Source organism: Gammaproteobacteria bacterium (genome assembly GCA_037388465.1).
In the GTDB taxonomy this organism is placed as follows: domain Bacteria; phylum Pseudomonadota; class Gammaproteobacteria; order SpSt-1174; family SpSt-1174; genus JARRKE01.
This window is the reverse complement of record JARRKE010000005.1, coordinates 16,238-30,419: the sequence shown is the minus strand read 5'-3', so window position 1 is coordinate 30,419 and position 14,182 is coordinate 16,238. Positions and strand designations below refer to the sequence as shown.

At 63.6% G+C, this 14,182-nt stretch carries 17 protein-coding genes; 1 reads left to right on the top strand and 16 read right to left on the bottom strand.

The annotated features are described in order from the left end of the window. Positions 1 to 92: 92 nt before the first annotated feature. The 12 genes from ptsP to kdsC all read right to left on the bottom strand — a co-directional run bounded on the left by ptsP (position 93) and on the right by kdsC (position 9,401). Positions 93 to 1,838: a phosphoenolpyruvate--protein phosphotransferase gene (ptsP, locus tag P8Y64_01780; protein MEJ2059204.1), complete on the bottom strand. Its 1,746-nt coding sequence runs from the start codon at positions 1,836 to 1,838 to the stop codon at positions 93 to 95. Between the two features lie 127 nt (positions 1,839 to 1,965). After that, positions 1,966 to 2,235, bottom strand: coding sequence for an HPr family phosphocarrier protein (locus tag P8Y64_01775; protein ID MEJ2059203.1), 270 nt, complete (start codon positions 2,233 to 2,235; stop codon positions 1,966 to 1,968). Positions 2,236 to 2,237: 2 nt separating this feature from the next. Continuing rightward, complete coding sequence (locus tag P8Y64_01770) at positions 2,238 to 2,627, bottom strand: PTS fructose transporter subunit IIA (protein ID MEJ2059202.1); 390 nt, start codon at positions 2,625 to 2,627, stop codon at positions 2,238 to 2,240. Positions 2,628 to 2,662: 35 nt separating this feature from the next. Continuing rightward, positions 2,663 to 3,523, bottom strand: a complete 861-nt coding sequence (rapZ, locus tag P8Y64_01765; protein MEJ2059201.1) for an RNase adapter RapZ — start codon at positions 3,521 to 3,523, stop codon at positions 2,663 to 2,665. Beyond that, positions 3,520 to 4,461: an HPr(Ser) kinase/phosphatase gene (gene hprK / locus P8Y64_01760; protein MEJ2059200.1), complete on the bottom strand. Its 942-nt coding sequence runs from the start codon at positions 4,459 to 4,461 to the stop codon at positions 3,520 to 3,522. The genes rapZ and hprK overlap by 4 nt, the downstream gene beginning before the upstream one ends. An 8-nt stretch (positions 4,462 to 4,469) precedes the next feature. Then, entirely contained in the window at positions 4,470 to 4,931 is a 462-nt protein-coding gene (locus tag P8Y64_01755; protein MEJ2059199.1) for a PTS sugar transporter subunit IIA, read from the bottom strand. 10 nt (positions 4,932 to 4,941) lie between these two features. Continuing rightward, positions 4,942 to 5,265 carry a ribosome-associated translation inhibitor RaiA gene (gene raiA / locus P8Y64_01750; GenBank protein ID MEJ2059198.1) on the bottom strand — a complete coding sequence of 108 codons (324 nt, stop codon included), beginning with the start codon at positions 5,263 to 5,265 and terminating at the stop codon, positions 4,942 to 4,944. A gap of 202 nt (positions 5,266 to 5,467) precedes the next feature. Next, positions 5,468 to 6,922 (bottom strand): RNA polymerase factor sigma-54, encoded by a 1,455-nt coding sequence (locus P8Y64_01745; GenBank protein MEJ2059197.1) that lies wholly within the window; start codon positions 6,920 to 6,922, stop codon positions 5,468 to 5,470. Between the two features lie 155 nt (positions 6,923 to 7,077). After that, the gene (lptB, locus tag P8Y64_01740) at positions 7,078 to 7,803 is read right to left on the bottom strand and encodes an LPS export ABC transporter ATP-binding protein (GenBank protein ID MEJ2059196.1); all 726 of its coding nucleotides are present in this window, start codon (positions 7,801 to 7,803) and stop codon (positions 7,078 to 7,080) included. Beyond that, positions 7,800 to 8,315, bottom strand: coding sequence for a lipopolysaccharide transport periplasmic protein LptA (gene lptA / locus P8Y64_01735; protein MEJ2059195.1), 516 nt, complete (start codon positions 8,313 to 8,315; stop codon positions 7,800 to 7,802). The genes lptB and lptA overlap by 4 nt, the downstream gene beginning before the upstream one ends. Beyond that, the gene (gene lptC, locus P8Y64_01730) at positions 8,305 to 8,850 is read right to left on the bottom strand and encodes an LPS export ABC transporter periplasmic protein LptC (GenBank protein MEJ2059194.1); all 546 of its coding nucleotides are present in this window, start codon (positions 8,848 to 8,850) and stop codon (positions 8,305 to 8,307) included. The genes lptA and lptC overlap by 11 nt, the downstream gene beginning before the upstream one ends. Positions 8,851 to 8,858: 8 nt before the next feature. Continuing rightward, complete coding sequence (gene kdsC, locus P8Y64_01725; GenBank protein ID MEJ2059193.1) at positions 8,859 to 9,401, bottom strand: 3-deoxy-manno-octulosonate-8-phosphatase KdsC; 543 nt, start codon at positions 9,399 to 9,401, stop codon at positions 8,859 to 8,861. 203 nt (positions 9,402 to 9,604) lie between these two features. Here kdsC and P8Y64_01720 point away from each other — a divergent pair, with 203 nt between their 5' ends. Then, complete coding sequence (locus P8Y64_01720) at positions 9,605 to 10,018, top strand: hypothetical protein (GenBank protein MEJ2059192.1); 414 nt, start codon at positions 9,605 to 9,607, stop codon at positions 10,016 to 10,018. Positions 10,019 to 10,036: 18 nt separating this feature from the next. On the opposite strand, the gene P8Y64_01715 is transcribed toward P8Y64_01720, so the two are convergent. From P8Y64_01715 to P8Y64_01700, 4 genes are all read right to left on the bottom strand, one after another. Continuing rightward, a complete protein-coding gene (locus P8Y64_01715; GenBank protein MEJ2059191.1) occupies positions 10,037 to 11,014 on the bottom strand; it encodes a KpsF/GutQ family sugar-phosphate isomerase in 978 nt (325 codons plus the stop codon). A 20-nt stretch (positions 11,015 to 11,034) separates the two neighbouring features. Beyond that, on the bottom strand, positions 11,035 to 12,000 hold the full coding sequence (locus P8Y64_01710) for a calcium/sodium antiporter (protein ID MEJ2059190.1): 966 nt from the start codon (positions 11,998 to 12,000) through the stop codon (positions 11,035 to 11,037). A 66-nt stretch (positions 12,001 to 12,066) separates the two neighbouring features. Beyond that, positions 12,067 to 13,008 carry an NAD-dependent epimerase/dehydratase family protein gene (locus P8Y64_01705; GenBank protein MEJ2059189.1) on the bottom strand — a complete coding sequence of 314 codons (942 nt, stop codon included), beginning with the start codon at positions 13,006 to 13,008 and terminating at the stop codon, positions 12,067 to 12,069. Next, complete coding sequence (locus tag P8Y64_01700) at positions 13,005 to 14,093, bottom strand: LLM class flavin-dependent oxidoreductase (GenBank protein ID MEJ2059188.1); 1,089 nt, start codon at positions 14,091 to 14,093, stop codon at positions 13,005 to 13,007. The genes P8Y64_01705 and P8Y64_01700 overlap by 4 nt, the downstream gene beginning before the upstream one ends. Between the last annotated feature and the right edge of the window lie 89 nt (positions 14,094 to 14,182).

The following is a 14,182-nucleotide window of genomic DNA, read 5'->3' as shown; positions in this document are numbered from 1 at the left end:
ATACGGACTGCCGGTCCGAAGCCCGGCAATCGATCATGTTGCCCTGCACCAGCGCCGGTTACTGCTTTCTCCGCATGCGGTGCGGGTACGGCTCATGTGAGTACGAGACCTTCGTTCAGTTCCTCGAGCAGGGCGTGGATGGTGCGTGAGTCGTGGGTACGCAGGATGCGCTTGGTGGGTTTGGCGAGGGTGTCGATGCGGGTGTTCTGGATGACCCGTTTCACCTCCAGCATGGTGGCGGGCTGCATGCTGAATTCCCGCAGCCCGAGCCCCAGCAACAGGCGGGTATAGCGGGGATCGCCCGCCATTTCACCGCACATCGAAACGGGAGTGCCGGCATCGCTGCCTGCCTGCAGGGTCATGTGGATGAGCTTCAGCACGGAAGGATGCAGCGGGTCGTAGAGGTAGTTGACCTCTTCGTCGATCCGGTCGATCGCCAGGGTGTACTGGATCAGGTCGTTGGTGCCGATGGAGAGAAAATCCAGCCGTTCCGCAAAGGCATCCGCGACCAGAGCCGCCGCAGGCACCTCGATCATCGCGCCCAGCGCCAGGTTTTCGTCAAAGCGTTTGCGCTCACTGCGCAGCTCCGCCTTGGCCTGTTCCACCAGTTCCAGGGCGAGATCGAGTTCCTGCACGCTGGTCAGCATGGGAAACATCAGTCGCACCGGCCCGTTGGCGGCCGCGCGCAGGATGGCGCGCAGCTGAGGCATGAACTGGCCGGCATCCTTCAGCGAACGGCGGATGGCGCGCAGCCCGAGGGCGGGGTTGGGTGCCAGCGCCCCTTCGATTTCAGTTCCGCACTCCTTGTCGGCGCCCAGATCGAGTGTGCGGATGGTCAGCGGTTTGCCGTCCAGGGAGCGCACCACCTGACGGTATACCCGCAGCTGTTCGTCCTCGTCGGGTTCCGTGTCGCGGTTCATGTACAGGAATTCGGTGCGATACAGGCCCACGCCCAGCGCGCCGACCTGGCGCAGTGCGCGCAGGTCCTCCTTCAATTCGATATTGGCGTGCAGGGTGATGTCGACCCCGTCGAGGCTGCGTGCCGGCAGGTTACGCAGTTTGTCCAGTTCGCGGCGCTGGCGCCGGAAGGCCTCTTGGCGTTTGCGGAAATGGCGCAGGATGCCGGCATCCGCGCCCGCGATGATCATGCCGGCGCCGCCGTCGAGGATGATGGACTCCTCCTCGGCGAGCAGGCGGCAGGCATTGTGGATGCCGACTACGGCGGGAATGCCCAGGCTGCGGGCGAGGATCGCGGTATGTGAGAGCGGTCCGCCGTATTCGGTGATGAAGCCCGCGACGTTCTGGTGTTCGAGCATGACGGCATCGGCCGGCGTCAACTCGTCCGCGACCACGATGTGTCCGCGCAGGCTCTTGGAGAGCATGTCCTCGCGGGTTTCCTGATTCAGCAGGATCATCTGGATAAGGCGGATGACGTGCTCGATGTCGTCCTTGCGAGTACGCAGGTAGGGATCTTCCATTTCATCGAAGACGGCAACCAGCTTGTCACGCTGCAGCTTGAGCGCCCATTCGGCGTTGCAGTTCTGCGTGCGGATGATTTCCACCGGCGCTTCCGCCAGCAGACTGTCGTTGAGCATCAACAGATGCGCATCGATGAAGCTGGCTACATCCGCGGGGGCTTTGTCGGGGATGTGGTTGCGGATATCACTCAACTGGGCGGCGGCCTTTTTCAAGGCCGACCGATAGCGCCGTACTTCCGCATCGATGAACTTGTCGGGAATGGCATATTCGTACAGCTCGGGCTGATTGCGCTCGAGCAGGCGCACCTTGCCGATGGCAACGCCACGCGAAACTCCTATGCCGTCCAGCAGTAGACTCATGAACTATTTCCCATCCTCAGCCGTTCGCCCCTGTCATGCCCGGGCTCCGGTCTTGTCGTGTTTTTGTTGAGTACCCGATCCTTGGGCAATCTAGGAAAATACTGGAATGGCCGAGCGTTGTCGATGGTTACTCGGATTCGCCGAATCGGTCGTTGATCAGCGTTTCGAGTTGCTGCAGGGCTTCTTCTTCATCTTTGCCGCTGACGTGCAGGCGCAGCGTCGAGCCCTGGCTGGCGGCCAGCATCATGACGCCCATGATGCTTTTGCCGTTGACGCGCTGGCCGGATTTTTCCACCTCGATATCCGCGGCGAACTGGGAGGCGAGGTTGACGAACTTGGCTGCCGCGCGGGCGTGCAGACCGAGTTTGTTGACGATGGCGATGTCCTTGCTCGGCATGGTTATGTCTGGCTGCAGATAACGACCCCGTCGTGCCCGCCGCTGATGGCCTTGGCGGCCAGGGCGTCGAGGTCGAGGTCCGGGTAGTTGAAGATACGCACCAGCATGGGCAGGCTGAGACCGGCGATGACCCGGACGTTCTCGTTGCACAGCCGCGATGCGATATTGCTCGGGGTGGATCCGAACATGTCGGTGAGCACCAGCACGCCGTCGCCCTCGTCCACTTCCTGGCAGTATTCCTGGGCGCGCTGATGCTGCCGCTCGGGGTCGCAATTGAGCGAAATGGCCAGGGTGCGCGTCTTCAGCGGACAGCGGCCCAGCATGTTGCGGGCCGTGCTGAGCAGGTCTTCCCCCAGCAGATTATGCGTAATGATGAGCAGTCCAACCGACATGGCGTGCCTAGTTTGCCCTGAACCGGGACAGGGTGCTAGTTGAGTTCTCTATGGCGTACGTTGACCTGTTCCCCGTAGCCGCCGCGAAAATGGGCTGCGAGGCGTTCCGCCATGTAGACGGAGCGGTGCTGGCCGCCGGTGCAGCCGATGGATACGCTCAGGTAACGCCGGTTGCCGGCCTCGAATTCCGGCAGCCAGGTTTCCAGAAAGCGCGTGATCATGCTGAACATCTTTTCGACCAGCGCGTGCCCTTCCAGGAAATCCATCACGGGCTGGTCCAGGCCGGTATGCTGGCGCAGGCGCGGTTCCCAATGGGGGTTGGGCAGGCAGCGGATGTCGAATACGAAATCCGAATCGGCCGGCGTGCCGTGCTTGAAGCCGAACGACTGGAACTGGATGGAAAGGTTGCCGGTCTCGCGCAGTCCGACACGCTGGCGCAACATGCTGTTGAGTTCGTGTACGTTGGTGCGCGTGGTGTCGATGATGAGATCGGCGCAGTTCGAGATGTGCGTCAGCAGGCTGCGCTCCAGATGCACGGCCTCGATCAGCGGGAGTCCCTTGCGGCTCAGGGGATGTCTGCGCCGGGTTTCGTTGAAACGCTTGAGCAGCGTCTCGACCTCGGCCTGCAGGAAGATGATGTCCAGGTCGACGCCGCGTGAGCGGATCTCCTCGACGATCTGGGGAAAGCGTTCCAGTTCCTCAACGCCGCTGCGTGCATCGATGCCCACCGCAGCCTGATCGTACAGGCGTAATTTGCGTTCCAGCAGTTCATCCACGAAGGCGGTGAGCAGACCGAGGGGTAGGTTGTCGACGCAGTAGTAGCCCTCGTCTTCGAGGGCGTGCAGTGCGACGGTTTTTCCTGATCCCGAAAGCCCGCTGACTATAACGAGCTTCATGTTCTGTTCATGATGGTCTGCTGACGGTCCGCGAGGTCGCTGCCGGCATTGTAGCCGCCTTCGCGCAACAGGTGGATGCGTACGGCGGCCTCGACCAGCACCGCGAGGTTGCGCCCCGGCGCCACCGGGATGGTGACCTCGGGAATCTGCAGCCCCAGGATCTCGCGATAGCGGACCCTGCCCTGCAGACGGTCGTTTTCGCTCATGCGCACCTCGCGGTAGTGTTTGAGATGCACGATCAGACGCAGGTACTTGCCGTTCTTGATGGCGTTGTCGCCGTACATGGAGCGGATGTTGAGCACGCCCAGGCCGCGCACCTCGAGAAAGTCCTGCAGCACCTCCGGGCAGGAGCCGTGCAGGATGTCCGGCGCGATGCGGGCGAACACCGGCGAGTCGTCCGCGATCAGGCGGTGTCCGCGGTTGATCAGGTCGAGCGCAAGCTCGCTTTTGCCGACGCTGCTTTCACCCGCCAGCAGCACGCCGATACCCATGACCTCCATGTAGACGCCGTGCACGGTCGTCGATTCCGCCATGCGGTTGGTCAGGTAATAGCGCAGGATCGAGATGACCTCGTATCCAGGCATCGGCGTATTGAACAGCGGGACCTGGTAGCGGTCGGCGAGTTGCAGGAAGTACTTGGGCGGCTTTTCGCCGTCGGCCATCAGGATGATGGCGGGCTTGCTGTGGAAAAGCTCTTCGTAGGTGTCCTGCAGCGAGTTCTTGCGCAGACGGGTCAGGTAGGCCATCTCGACTTCGCCGATGACCTGAATCTGATTCGGATGAATCAGGTTGAGGTGGCCGAGCAGGGAGGCGCCGCCCTGCTTGACCACTTCCTGTTCGAGTATCTGGTCGCCACCTTCATGACCGGCGACCCAGGAGAGCTTGAGCCGGTCCCGCATGGTATCGAACAGATAACGTGCAGAGATGGCTTTGCTCATGTCGTCACTCACGCGGCGTCGCTGACCTTGCGGCTCGCAACTTGGTTAAGCATGGCCTCGGCGGTACCCGCCGAGCGCAGGTGTTCGACCGCTTCCGCATCGGAAAACAGGGAGGCGATGGCGGCGATGACATTCAGGTATTCCTGGCTGGCCTCTTCCGGCACCAGCATACAGAACAGCATGTCGACCGGGACATGGTCCGCGGCGTCGTAATCGATGGGTTGCGCCAGTTTGATCAGTGCGGCCTTGAGGTGTTTCGCCGAGGCAATCCGGGCATGGGGTATGGCAATGCCTTTGCCCAGCCCGGTATTGCCCAGGCGTTCACGGCCGATCAGTCCGTCGAAGATCTCGATGGCAGACGAGTCGTCGTCCGCGAGCAGCTTGCTGAGGGCCTCCAGTGCCGCCTTCTTGCTGTTCGCGTTCAGGTCGTAACAGACCCGTTCGGAGCTGAGTAGATCGCCGATGTTCATGATGCAGGTGTCAGGAGGCCTGGTTGCGGTGAGAGCCTTCAGCCCGGTGATGATCCTGAACCTTGTCCTTGTGTTTCAGTACCTGGCGATCCAGCTTGTCCGACAGAGCGTCGATAGCGGCGTACATGTCTTCGTCAACGGCGTCGGCAAACAGCTTGTTGCCGCTGACCAGGATGCTTGCCTCGGCCTTGTGGCGGAGTTTTTCGACCGAAAGGACCACGTGGACGTCGATCACGTTATCGAAATGGCGTTCGAGCTTGCCCATTTTGTCCGTGACGTAGTCGCGCAGGGCGGGGGTGATGTCCATGTGGTGACCTGTGAGATCGAGTTGCATTGTGGTTACTCCTCTTGATAGGCCTCGTGGCCTGCGTTGTACCCTGTGGTTGGAGGCGGGAAGTCTAGCCTCAGGCTTCCCGAACGGGAATCGCAAAGGGCATGACTGATTCCCGTTGGACGACAACACGCCCGCGGGCACTGCCGGGCGGCAGGGCCAGTCAGTGACGGCGGGCGTATTAAGACGGTTCATGTGTCAGCATTCAGACCAGTCGACGGCGCTCGTTGGAAGGCGCGATGTTCATGCCCTCGCGGTACTTGGCTACCGTGCGGCGGGCGACCTGTATCCCCCTTTCCTTGAGGATAGTCGCAATCCGGCTGTCGCTCAGGGGTTTGCCCGAGTCCTCCTCGGCCACCAGCTTGCGGATCATGGCGCGGATGGCCGTGGCCGAGCATTCCCCGCCGTCGGCGGTGCCGACATGACTGGAGAAGAAGTACTTGAATTCGAACACCCCGCGGGGCGTGTGCATGTATTTCTGGGTGGTGACGCGCGAAATGGTGGATTCGTGCATTTCGAGCTCTTCGGCGATGTCGCGCAGCACCAGCGGCTTCATGGCCTCTTCGCCGTATTCGAGGAAGGCCTGCTGGTGCTGGACGATGGCGCTGGCGACCCGCAACAGGGTCTCGTTGCGGCTTTGCAGGCTCTTGATGAACCAGCGCGCCTCCTGCAGATGATTGCGCAGGTATTGGTTGTCGGTGCTGGTGTCGGCGCGCTTGACGAAACTGGCATACAGCGGGTTGACCCGCAGGCGGGGGGAAATCTCGGGATTCAGTTCGACCTGCCAGTGGCCGCTGAGCTTGCGCACATAGACGTCGGGCACGATGTATTCGGTGCGGCTGCTGCCGACCAGGCTGCCGGGGCGCGGATTCAGGCCCTGGATCAGCTCGATGATCGGCTGCAGGTCATCTTCGTTCACCTTCAGGAGCCGGCTGAGCTTGCGGGTGTCGCGTGCCGCCAGCAGGTCCAGATGCGCGTCGACCAGGGTCTTGGCCTGGGCGAGCCAGGGGGTGTCCGTGGGGAACTGCCCCAGCTGGATCAGCAGTGCCTCGCGCAGGTCGTGGGCGCCGCAGCCGATGGGGTCGAAATGCTGGATGAGGTGCTGCATGGCCAGCACTTCGTCCAGGTCCACGTCCAGGTCGTGCGCGAGCGCGGCGTGGATCCTTTCGATGGAGTCCTGCAGATAGCCGTTTTCGTCGATGGAGTCGATCAGCGTGCTCGCAATGGCGCGGTCCTGTTCACTCAGCGAGGTCATGTCCAGTTGCCACTGCAGGTGGTCCTGGAGGGTCTCCTCGTCGCCGCTTTGATAATCGATCGGATCGCGGGCGTCGTAATCGGGGGTGCCGACCAGGGGGGTGGGCAGGTCGTAGATGTCCTCCCACTGGCTGTCCACCGGCAGGTCCTCGGGGATGGTGTCTTCCGCCGTGGTGCCCAGGTTTTCGCTTTCCTCGGAGAGGGATTGACCGTTGCCGTTTTCGGAGGCGCTCGCCGTGGTTTCGGCCTCCTCCTCGACTTCCAGCATGGGATTCTGTTCCAGGGCCTCCTGGATCTGGGTGGTCAGTTCGAGTGTGGACAGCTGCAGCAGCTTGATAGCCTGCTGAAGCTGGGGGGTCATGGTGAGGTTTTGACCCAGGCGCAGATGTAGGCCGGTCTTTAACATAAGGCTACTTGATGGACTGCGCTGGTTGTCGGTTGATACATCTTCGGGGGGCGGCGGTTGGATAGTCGCCGTTTGGCTATATTCTGGCACGATATGTGCCGGCTTTTCATCGTCTGTGCCAATTATAGAGGAGCGGGGGCCAAAAGGGAGACTGCCTAAAGCCTGAATTCATGGCCCAGATAAACCTCCCGCACCTGTTCATTCTGCAGTATCTGCTCGGCCGATCCCTCGGCAATGATGTCTCCGGCGCTGAGGATGTAGGCGCGTGAGCAGATACCCAAGGTCTCACGTACATTATGGTCGGTGATAAGAACGCCGATATTGCGTTCCGTCAAATGTCTGATGATGCGCTGGATATCGAGCACCGAGATCGGATCCACCCCGGCGAAGGGCTCGTCGAGCAGGATGAAGGCGGGCTCCATGGCCAGCGCGCGGGCGATCTCGGCACGGCGGCGTTCACCGCCCGACAGCGACTGGCCAAGGCTGTCCGCGATGTGGTCGATTTGCAGGTCGTCCAGCAACTGAGTGAGTTTCTGCTTGCGCCCATCGGCATCCAGGTCCGTGCGCGCCTCCAGCACGGCCTGCAGATTCTGACGCACCGTCAGCTTGCGGAAGATCGATGCCTCCTGCGGCAGATAACCGATGCCCATGCGCGCCCGGGCGTGCATGGGAAAGCCGGTGATCTCCTGGCCGTCGAGCAGGATGCGGCCTTCGTCGCAGGGAATCAGCCCCACCACCATGTAAAAACAGGTTGTCTTGCCGGCCCCGTTGGGACCCAGCAGCCCCACGACCTCGCCGCTGTCCACATGGATCGACACGCTGCGTAGCACCGGGCGTTGGCGGTAACGCTTGCTCAGGTCGGTGGCCTGCAGGGTGCTCATGGCTTGGCGGGTGTCTCTTTGGCTTTGGGGGGCGGCGGAATGAGGATGGCGCGCACGGGTTTGTTGTCGCTGCCGCCGGCCTCCAGCCGGCTGTCGGTGATCTGGTAGACCACCCGGGCGCCGGAAAAACGGTTGCGTCCCTGCTGCAGTTCGACCCCGTCGGTGAGTACGATGCGATGCGTATTCGCCTCGTATTCCATGCGGGCGGCCCTGGCCTTGACCAGTTCGCCGTTGTCGGCCTGCTGCTGCAGGGTGGCGGGATCGCCCAGGGCGACGATGCGCGAGAGCTTGCGGGCCGGGGTCAGGTAGACCTCGACGCGATCCGCTTCCATATGCAGGGTGCCCTGCGTCAGGCGTACATGCCCCTGATAGATGCTGCGCCCGGTGCGGCCGTCCACCCGCACGCGGTCGGCCTTGATCTCGACCGGCTTGGTGGCGTCGGAACGCAGCGCGTAGGCCGGCAGCGCGAGACCGAGCAGCAGAGCGAGCAGCAGGAGTCGTTCAAGGCGCATAGTAGCCCCGGGCGTCGCGGTCGATATCGAGCATATTGTTCTGGAGATTGAGCCGCATGCCCTGGCCGCGTACATGCCAGCGGGTGCTGACCACCTGGGTGACGGCCTGGGTGACGGCCTCGCGTTTTTGTGGAAAGACCTGCACGTCGCTGGTCTGCACGTTGATCGGGTCGCGTTTTTCGGTGGCGCTGCTCTGGATCAGGATATCGCCGGGCAGGGTGATCAGCCGGTGGTTGTCGTTCAGCACAGCCTGTTCGGCGTGCAGGGTGATGTCGCCGCCCGAGGTGGGGTAGAACACCAGATGCGGCTTCTGGATCACGCTTTCCTTGTCATCGGGCTTATGGGTCAGCTCCGGGGCGTTGAGGCGATAGAGCAGGGCGCCGTCGACCGCTGTGACCTCGGTGGTGAACTCGTTCAGGGTCAGGTCGGGACCGACCAGCCGTGGGGGCTGCGGTGCATTTTCCTGTTGCTGCAGGTTGTTCAGCCACCAGCTCAGCAGCGCCACGCTGCCGACACTGAGCAACCCCAATGTCATTCTCAGCTTCATGCCAGGTAGGATTCGAGCATCGCGTCGAGTTTGCCCTGGGCCTTGAGGATCAGTTCGCAGACCTCGCGCCCCGCGCCGCGCCCGCCGGCCTTCTGGGTGACCCAGTGGGCGTGTTCGATCACCAGCGGATGCGCGTCGTTCACCGCCACGGCGAAGCCGACGCGGCGCATGACCGGCAGGTCGACCACGTCGTCGCCGACATAGGCCATGTGCTCGGCGGAGATGCCGGTCTCGGCCTGCAGGATCTTGAAGGCCGGCAGCTTGTCGCGCTGGCCCTGGATGACCAGGCTGACTCCCAAGTCGCGCATGCGGTGTTTGACCACCTCGGACTGGCGCCCGGTAAGCACGGCCATCTCCACGCCGCCATGCTTGAGCATGCGAATGCCGTGACCGTCCCGTGAATTGAACATCTTGTATTCCTGGCCGTCGTCGCCGAAGAACAGGCCGCCGTCGGTGAGGACGCCGTCCACATCGAAGATCACCAGGCGGATGTCTTTGGCCTTCTCGAGGATGTGTTCCATTGCTGCCGGTATGCTCATGTAAACCCCAAGGATAACCCGTTTGCGGTGCTTGCAGTCCGTTGCAGGGGTGTCCGGTCCGTAAATCAATCACTTGGGTGTTTGATTTTTGCGGCCCGACGGTGCTGAAAAAGGCCGCGGGGCGCATTTCCAACCGACCGTCAGGGCGCGACTATACTTGAATAAATTGGCCAGCAAAGCCCTCAGGGGGTGGGAGGTGAGCCATGTATCCGACCATGTTGCCCGATGCCGTCGAGCATGAGCGCGAAACCATGATGGAAAGCGCGATCGATATGTTGAAGGCGCGCGGTTACCGGCATTTTTCGGCCCATGAGTTGCCGGGATTCGAAGAGCCCGGACGCGTGACAATCCGGGTCCTCAACGTGCCCATGACGCCGGATATTTTCGCCGATGGGGTGGCGGGCCTGCAGCCCCTGCTCGCCGTGGTGGAGACGGCCACCGATCTTGGCGAGGAACTTCCGGGGCGCCGCTGGCAGGCTTTTGCCGAATGGGCGGAGGCCCATGGGGCCCGTCTCAAGGTGTATGTCCATCCGGACGACCTGGCGCGGGCCCGCACGGTGGCCGACCACTGGCATCTCGATCCCGGCCTGGTCGAGGCCCTGCCGACCCGACATTGAAAATGTAGGACCGGTTGGTCAGACCACGCCGGCGCGCAGCAGATCGTGCATGTTGAAGGCGCCGATCACGCGTCCGTCCGCATCGGTGACGGGCAGGGCGTTGATCTTGCACGTCTCCATCAGTGTCAGCGCCTCCACGGCCAGCAGGTCTGCGGGCACGCTTTGACAGGGATGGGTCATCACCTCGCGGATGGGGGTGCTGTGCACGTCCACCGTCCGGTCCAGACAGCGGCGCAGGTCGCCGTCGGTGAACACGCCCTGCAGCCGCCCGTCCGTGTCGGCCACCACGGTCATCCCCAGCCCCTTGCGGGTGATTTCCAGCAGCGCCTCGCTGAGCGGCGTATCGGGCGCCACCAGCGGAATGCGTTCACCGCTGTGCATGATGTCTGTCACATGCAGCAGCAGCCGCCGGCCCAGGCGGCCGCCGGGATGGGAGCGGGCGAAATCGTCGGCGGTGAAGCCGCGCGCCTCGAGCAGGGCGACCGCCAGGGCATCGCCCATGACCAGTGCGGCCGTGGTGCTTGAGGTGGGGGCCAGCCCCAGCGGGCAGGCCTCTTTCTCGACGCTGGCATCGAGGTGCACGTCCGCTTCGCGGGCCAGGGTGGAGGGCGGGTTGCCGGTCATGGCGATCATGGGCACACCCAGGCGCTTGAGGATCGGCAGGATGGTCAGCAGCTCCTCGGTTTCGCCGGAGTTGGACAGCGCCAGCACCACGTCCTTGGCGGTGATCATGCCGAGGTCGCCGTGGCTGGCCTCGCCCGGATGCACGAAAAAGGCGGGGGTGCCGGTGCTGGCCAGGGTGGCGGCGATCTTGTCGCCGATGTGTCCCGATTTGCCCATGCCGGTCACCACCACGCGCCCCTGGCAGTGGAGCATGAGTTCACAGGCGCGCTCGAAGTTGCCGTCGATGCGGGCTTCCAGGGCGGCGACGGCCTCGGTCTCGATGCGGATGACGGCGCGGGCGAGCGATTCGAAGGATTCCGGTGAGTGGGTCATGTTCAGGCGGCCGTTCGCTGCTAGAGACTGAGATAAATGAGGACTTCATAGCCTACGAAGCAGGCCAGCAGAATAGCACCTTCCAGGCGTGTGATCCGGCCGCGCCCTCCGCGCAGGCCAACGCCCATCAGGACGAAGGCCAGGGTCAGGGCGAGCATGATGGGGTAGTCGCGCGTGAGGACCTCGCTGGGCAGCAGGATTGGATGGATCACCCCCGCTATCGGCAGCACGCCCAGGACGTTGAATATGTTGGAGCCGATGATGTTGCCGATGGCGAGGTCGGCCTCACCGCGCCGCGCGCTGACGATGGATGAGGCCAGTTCCGGCAGGCTGGTGCCGATGGCGATGATGGTCAGGCCGATGATCAGGTCGCTGATGCCGAAGGCTTTGGCGATGGTCACTGCGCCCCAGACCAGAATGCGCGAGCTGAACAGCAGAATGCCCAGGCCGACCAGGAACCAGAGCACGGCCGTACCCAGGCGCATGGTCGGTACCAGTTCGTGTTCCATTTCCACCCGCAGCGGATCGTTGCGCCTCGCCTTGTGGGCGACGTACACCGTCCAGCCCATGAAGACGGCCAGCGCCGCCAGCAGAATGAAGCTGTCCAGACGTGTGAGTGTGCCGTTGAGCAGGAACACCAGCACGCCGACCTGCACCGCGACCAGCAGGGGAAATTCCCGGCGCAGGGTCTGCGACTGTACGGCCAGCGGCGAGACCAGCGCGGTCGCGCCGATCACCAGGGCGATATTGGTGATGTTGGAGCCGATGGCGTTACCGATGGCCAGCCCCGGGTTGCCCTGCCAGGCCGCAAAGCCGGAGATCAGCATTTCCGGCGCGGAGGTGCCGAAGCCGACGATGGTCAGGCCGATGATGATGGGAGACACGCCGAGGGTGGCCGCAATGCCGGCTGCGCCGTGCACGAAACGGTCGGCCCCCCAGATCAGCAGCACGAATCCGAGGATGACAGCGGTGATCGCAAGCAGCAAAGACCTTACCCCCAACTAAAAGCGTGAATGATACCGAATCGACGCCGGTCTGCGGATAACAAACGCTCAGGTCGGGAAGGCGGCCTGCCTGACGCAGGCCGCCAGGTCGCGTGCCGGCCGCCAGCCGAGCAATTGCTCCGCGCGTGTACTGTCCACGGCCAGGCTGTACCTCAGCCCGCCCACCCAGCCGGGTTCGCCCGCCGCGGGGGTGAGTCGCCAGGCCAGGCGTTGAAGCCGCTCCGCCAGCGGCAGCGACAGCGGCAGACGGGTGCGGCGTACCAGGCCGAGCATATCGTACAGGCTCATCGCCGGCTGCGCGGCCAGGTTGAAGGCGCCGCGGGCATCACTGTGCAGGGCCAGGCGCACCGCCTCGGCCACGTCGTCCTCCCACACGCACTGTGTCAACGGACGCGGATTCAAGGTCAGCGGATAAAACGGCTGACGCAGCATGCGCGCCAGCAGCGCGTGCGCATGGGGGCCGAGAATGGCGTGCGGGCGCAGGCGCGCCAGGCGCAGACCGGGATGGGCCGTTTCGAAATCCGTCAGCCAGGTTTCCGCCGCAGCCTTGTCCTCGGCATAGGAAAAGCCGGGATTGGGACGCAGGGGGCTGTCCTCGGCGATGAGCGGCGGGTTGTCGGGCCAGGCGCCATAGACCGCCACGCTGGAAACGAACACGGCGTGGCGTACGCCCTGGCGGACCGCCGCTTCGAACACCTTGCGGGTGCCGGTGACGTTGACCGTTCGCACGGCTTCGCGGTCCAGACGCCGTGCGCCCAGGCCGCCGCCCATGAGCACGAAGGCCATGTGCACCAGCGCGTCGGCCCCCTCCAGATAGCGCTCCAGGTCCGCATCCAGCACATCGGCGATGACCGGCCGGTAGCGCGGGTGATCGAACGTCTGCGGCCGCCGGTCGATGCCGGTGATGTGTTCGATGCGTGGGTCGGTCAGCAGATGCGGAATCAGCACCTCAGCCAGCCGGCCGGCGGCGCCGGTGACGACCAGCTTCATGCGGCGGTTTCGCGCAGCGCGGGCATTACCTGCTCGGAAAACAGGCGCATGGACCCGCGGATCGTTTCGGTCGGCATGGCGCCCGCCCCGAAGGCCAGCAGGACATGATCCACACCCTCGGCCTGCAGGGTCTTGAGTTCGCGGATGCAATGTTCGGGGTCGCCGACGATGGCCATGCCCAGGCTGTCTAGCAGCTTGAGGTTGACCGCCATGTCCAGCATGCCGCGGAAGCGCCCCATTTTGCGGTAGTACTCGAAGCTGTCGTAGAGCTTTTCCAGGATCGGACGGGTCTGCCCCAGCAGCTGGCGGTAGAACCAGACGAAGGGTTCGTTGGCGATGCGGCGCGCGGCGCGGGCGTCCTCGTGGCAGAACATGCCCACCGTCATCGCGACGCGGCGGTTCTGGCCGGGGCGCAGTGGGGCATCGCCGTGGTATTTGCGCCAGGCCTCGCGGTACTGGCGGATGTCCTCGCGCACCATGAACCAGGGTTTGAACGGGCCGACCAATACGCCGATGCCGAGGCGGGCCGCCATGTCGAACGAGTCCGGACTGACCGCTGCGGTCCAGATCGGCGGGTGCGGTTGCTGTACCACCGAGGGCGTGATCTCGACCTCATCGAGCTGGAAGTGCCGGCCCTGATATGAAACGGTGGGTGAGGCGAAGGCCCGCTGGATGATCTCCAGCGATTCCTGGGTATAGCTGCGGCTGTCACCCATGGCCACGCCGAAGCTGGCGTACTCCTTGGGGGAAAATCCGCGCCCGAAGCCGAACTCGATCCGGCCGCCGGACAGTACGTCGAGGCTCGCGATGCGTTCCGCCACCCGCACCGGGTGGTTGTAGGGCAGCGGCACGATGGCATGGCCGAGGCGCAGCCGCCGGGTGCGCTGGGTCAGCGCGGCCAGAAACAGCTCCGGCGCGCTGGCATGGGAATAACCGGGCATGAAGTGGTGTTCCACCAGCCAGGCGGTATCGAAGCCCAGGGTTTCGGCGTAGGCGATCTCATCCAGGGTTTCGGCGAACAGCCGCGTCTCTTCCCGCAGATGAAAAGGCGGGTTGGACAGTTCGTAAAAGAGATCGAATTTCACGCCGTGAGCTGTGCTGGCTGCATGGAATAGTCGGTAAAACCCCGGGGCGCTGCGAAAACACCGCCGGTATCGTCCGGATTGCCGGTCAC

Coding starts and splice junctions, on each gene's coding strand:
- ptsP (MEJ2059204.1), bottom strand. CDS start 1,838: ATGAGTCTACTGCTGGACGGCATAGGAGTTTCGCGTGGCGTTGCCATC.
- P8Y64_01775 (MEJ2059203.1), bottom strand. CDS start 2,235: ATGCCGAGCAAGGACATCGCCATCGTCAACAAACTCGGTCTGCACGCC.
- P8Y64_01770 (MEJ2059202.1), bottom strand. CDS start 2,627: ATGTCGGTTGGACTGCTCATCATTACGCATAATCTGCTGGGGGAAGAC.
- rapZ (MEJ2059201.1), bottom strand. CDS start 3,523: ATGAAGCTCGTTATAGTCAGCGGGCTTTCGGGATCAGGAAAAACCGTC.
- hprK (MEJ2059200.1), bottom strand. CDS start 4,461: ATGAGCAAAGCCATCTCTGCACGTTATCTGTTCGATACCATGCGGGAC.
- P8Y64_01755 (MEJ2059199.1), bottom strand. CDS start 4,931: ATGAACATCGGCGATCTACTCAGCTCCGAACGGGTCTGTTACGACCTG.
- raiA (MEJ2059198.1), bottom strand. CDS start 5,265: ATGCAACTCGATCTCACAGGTCACCACATGGACATCACCCCCGCCCTG.
- P8Y64_01745 (MEJ2059197.1), bottom strand. CDS start 6,922: ATGTTAAAGACCGGCCTACATCTGCGCCTGGGTCAAAACCTCACCATG.
- lptB (MEJ2059196.1), bottom strand. CDS start 7,803: ATGAGCACCCTGCAGGCCACCGACCTGAGCAAGCGTTACCGCCAACGC.
- lptA (MEJ2059195.1), bottom strand. CDS start 8,315: ATGCGCCTTGAACGACTCCTGCTGCTCGCTCTGCTGCTCGGTCTCGCG.
- lptC (MEJ2059194.1), bottom strand. CDS start 8,850: ATGACATTGGGGTTGCTCAGTGTCGGCAGCGTGGCGCTGCTGAGCTGG.
- kdsC (MEJ2059193.1), bottom strand. CDS start 9,401: ATGAGCATACCGGCAGCAATGGAACACATCCTCGAGAAGGCCAAAGAC.
- P8Y64_01720 (MEJ2059192.1), top strand. CDS start 9,605: ATGTATCCGACCATGTTGCCCGATGCCGTCGAGCATGAGCGCGAAACC.
- P8Y64_01715 (MEJ2059191.1), bottom strand. CDS start 11,014: ATGACCCACTCACCGGAATCCTTCGAATCGCTCGCCCGCGCCGTCATC.
- P8Y64_01705 (MEJ2059189.1), bottom strand. CDS start 13,008: ATGAAGCTGGTCGTCACCGGCGCCGCCGGCCGGCTGGCTGAGGTGCTG.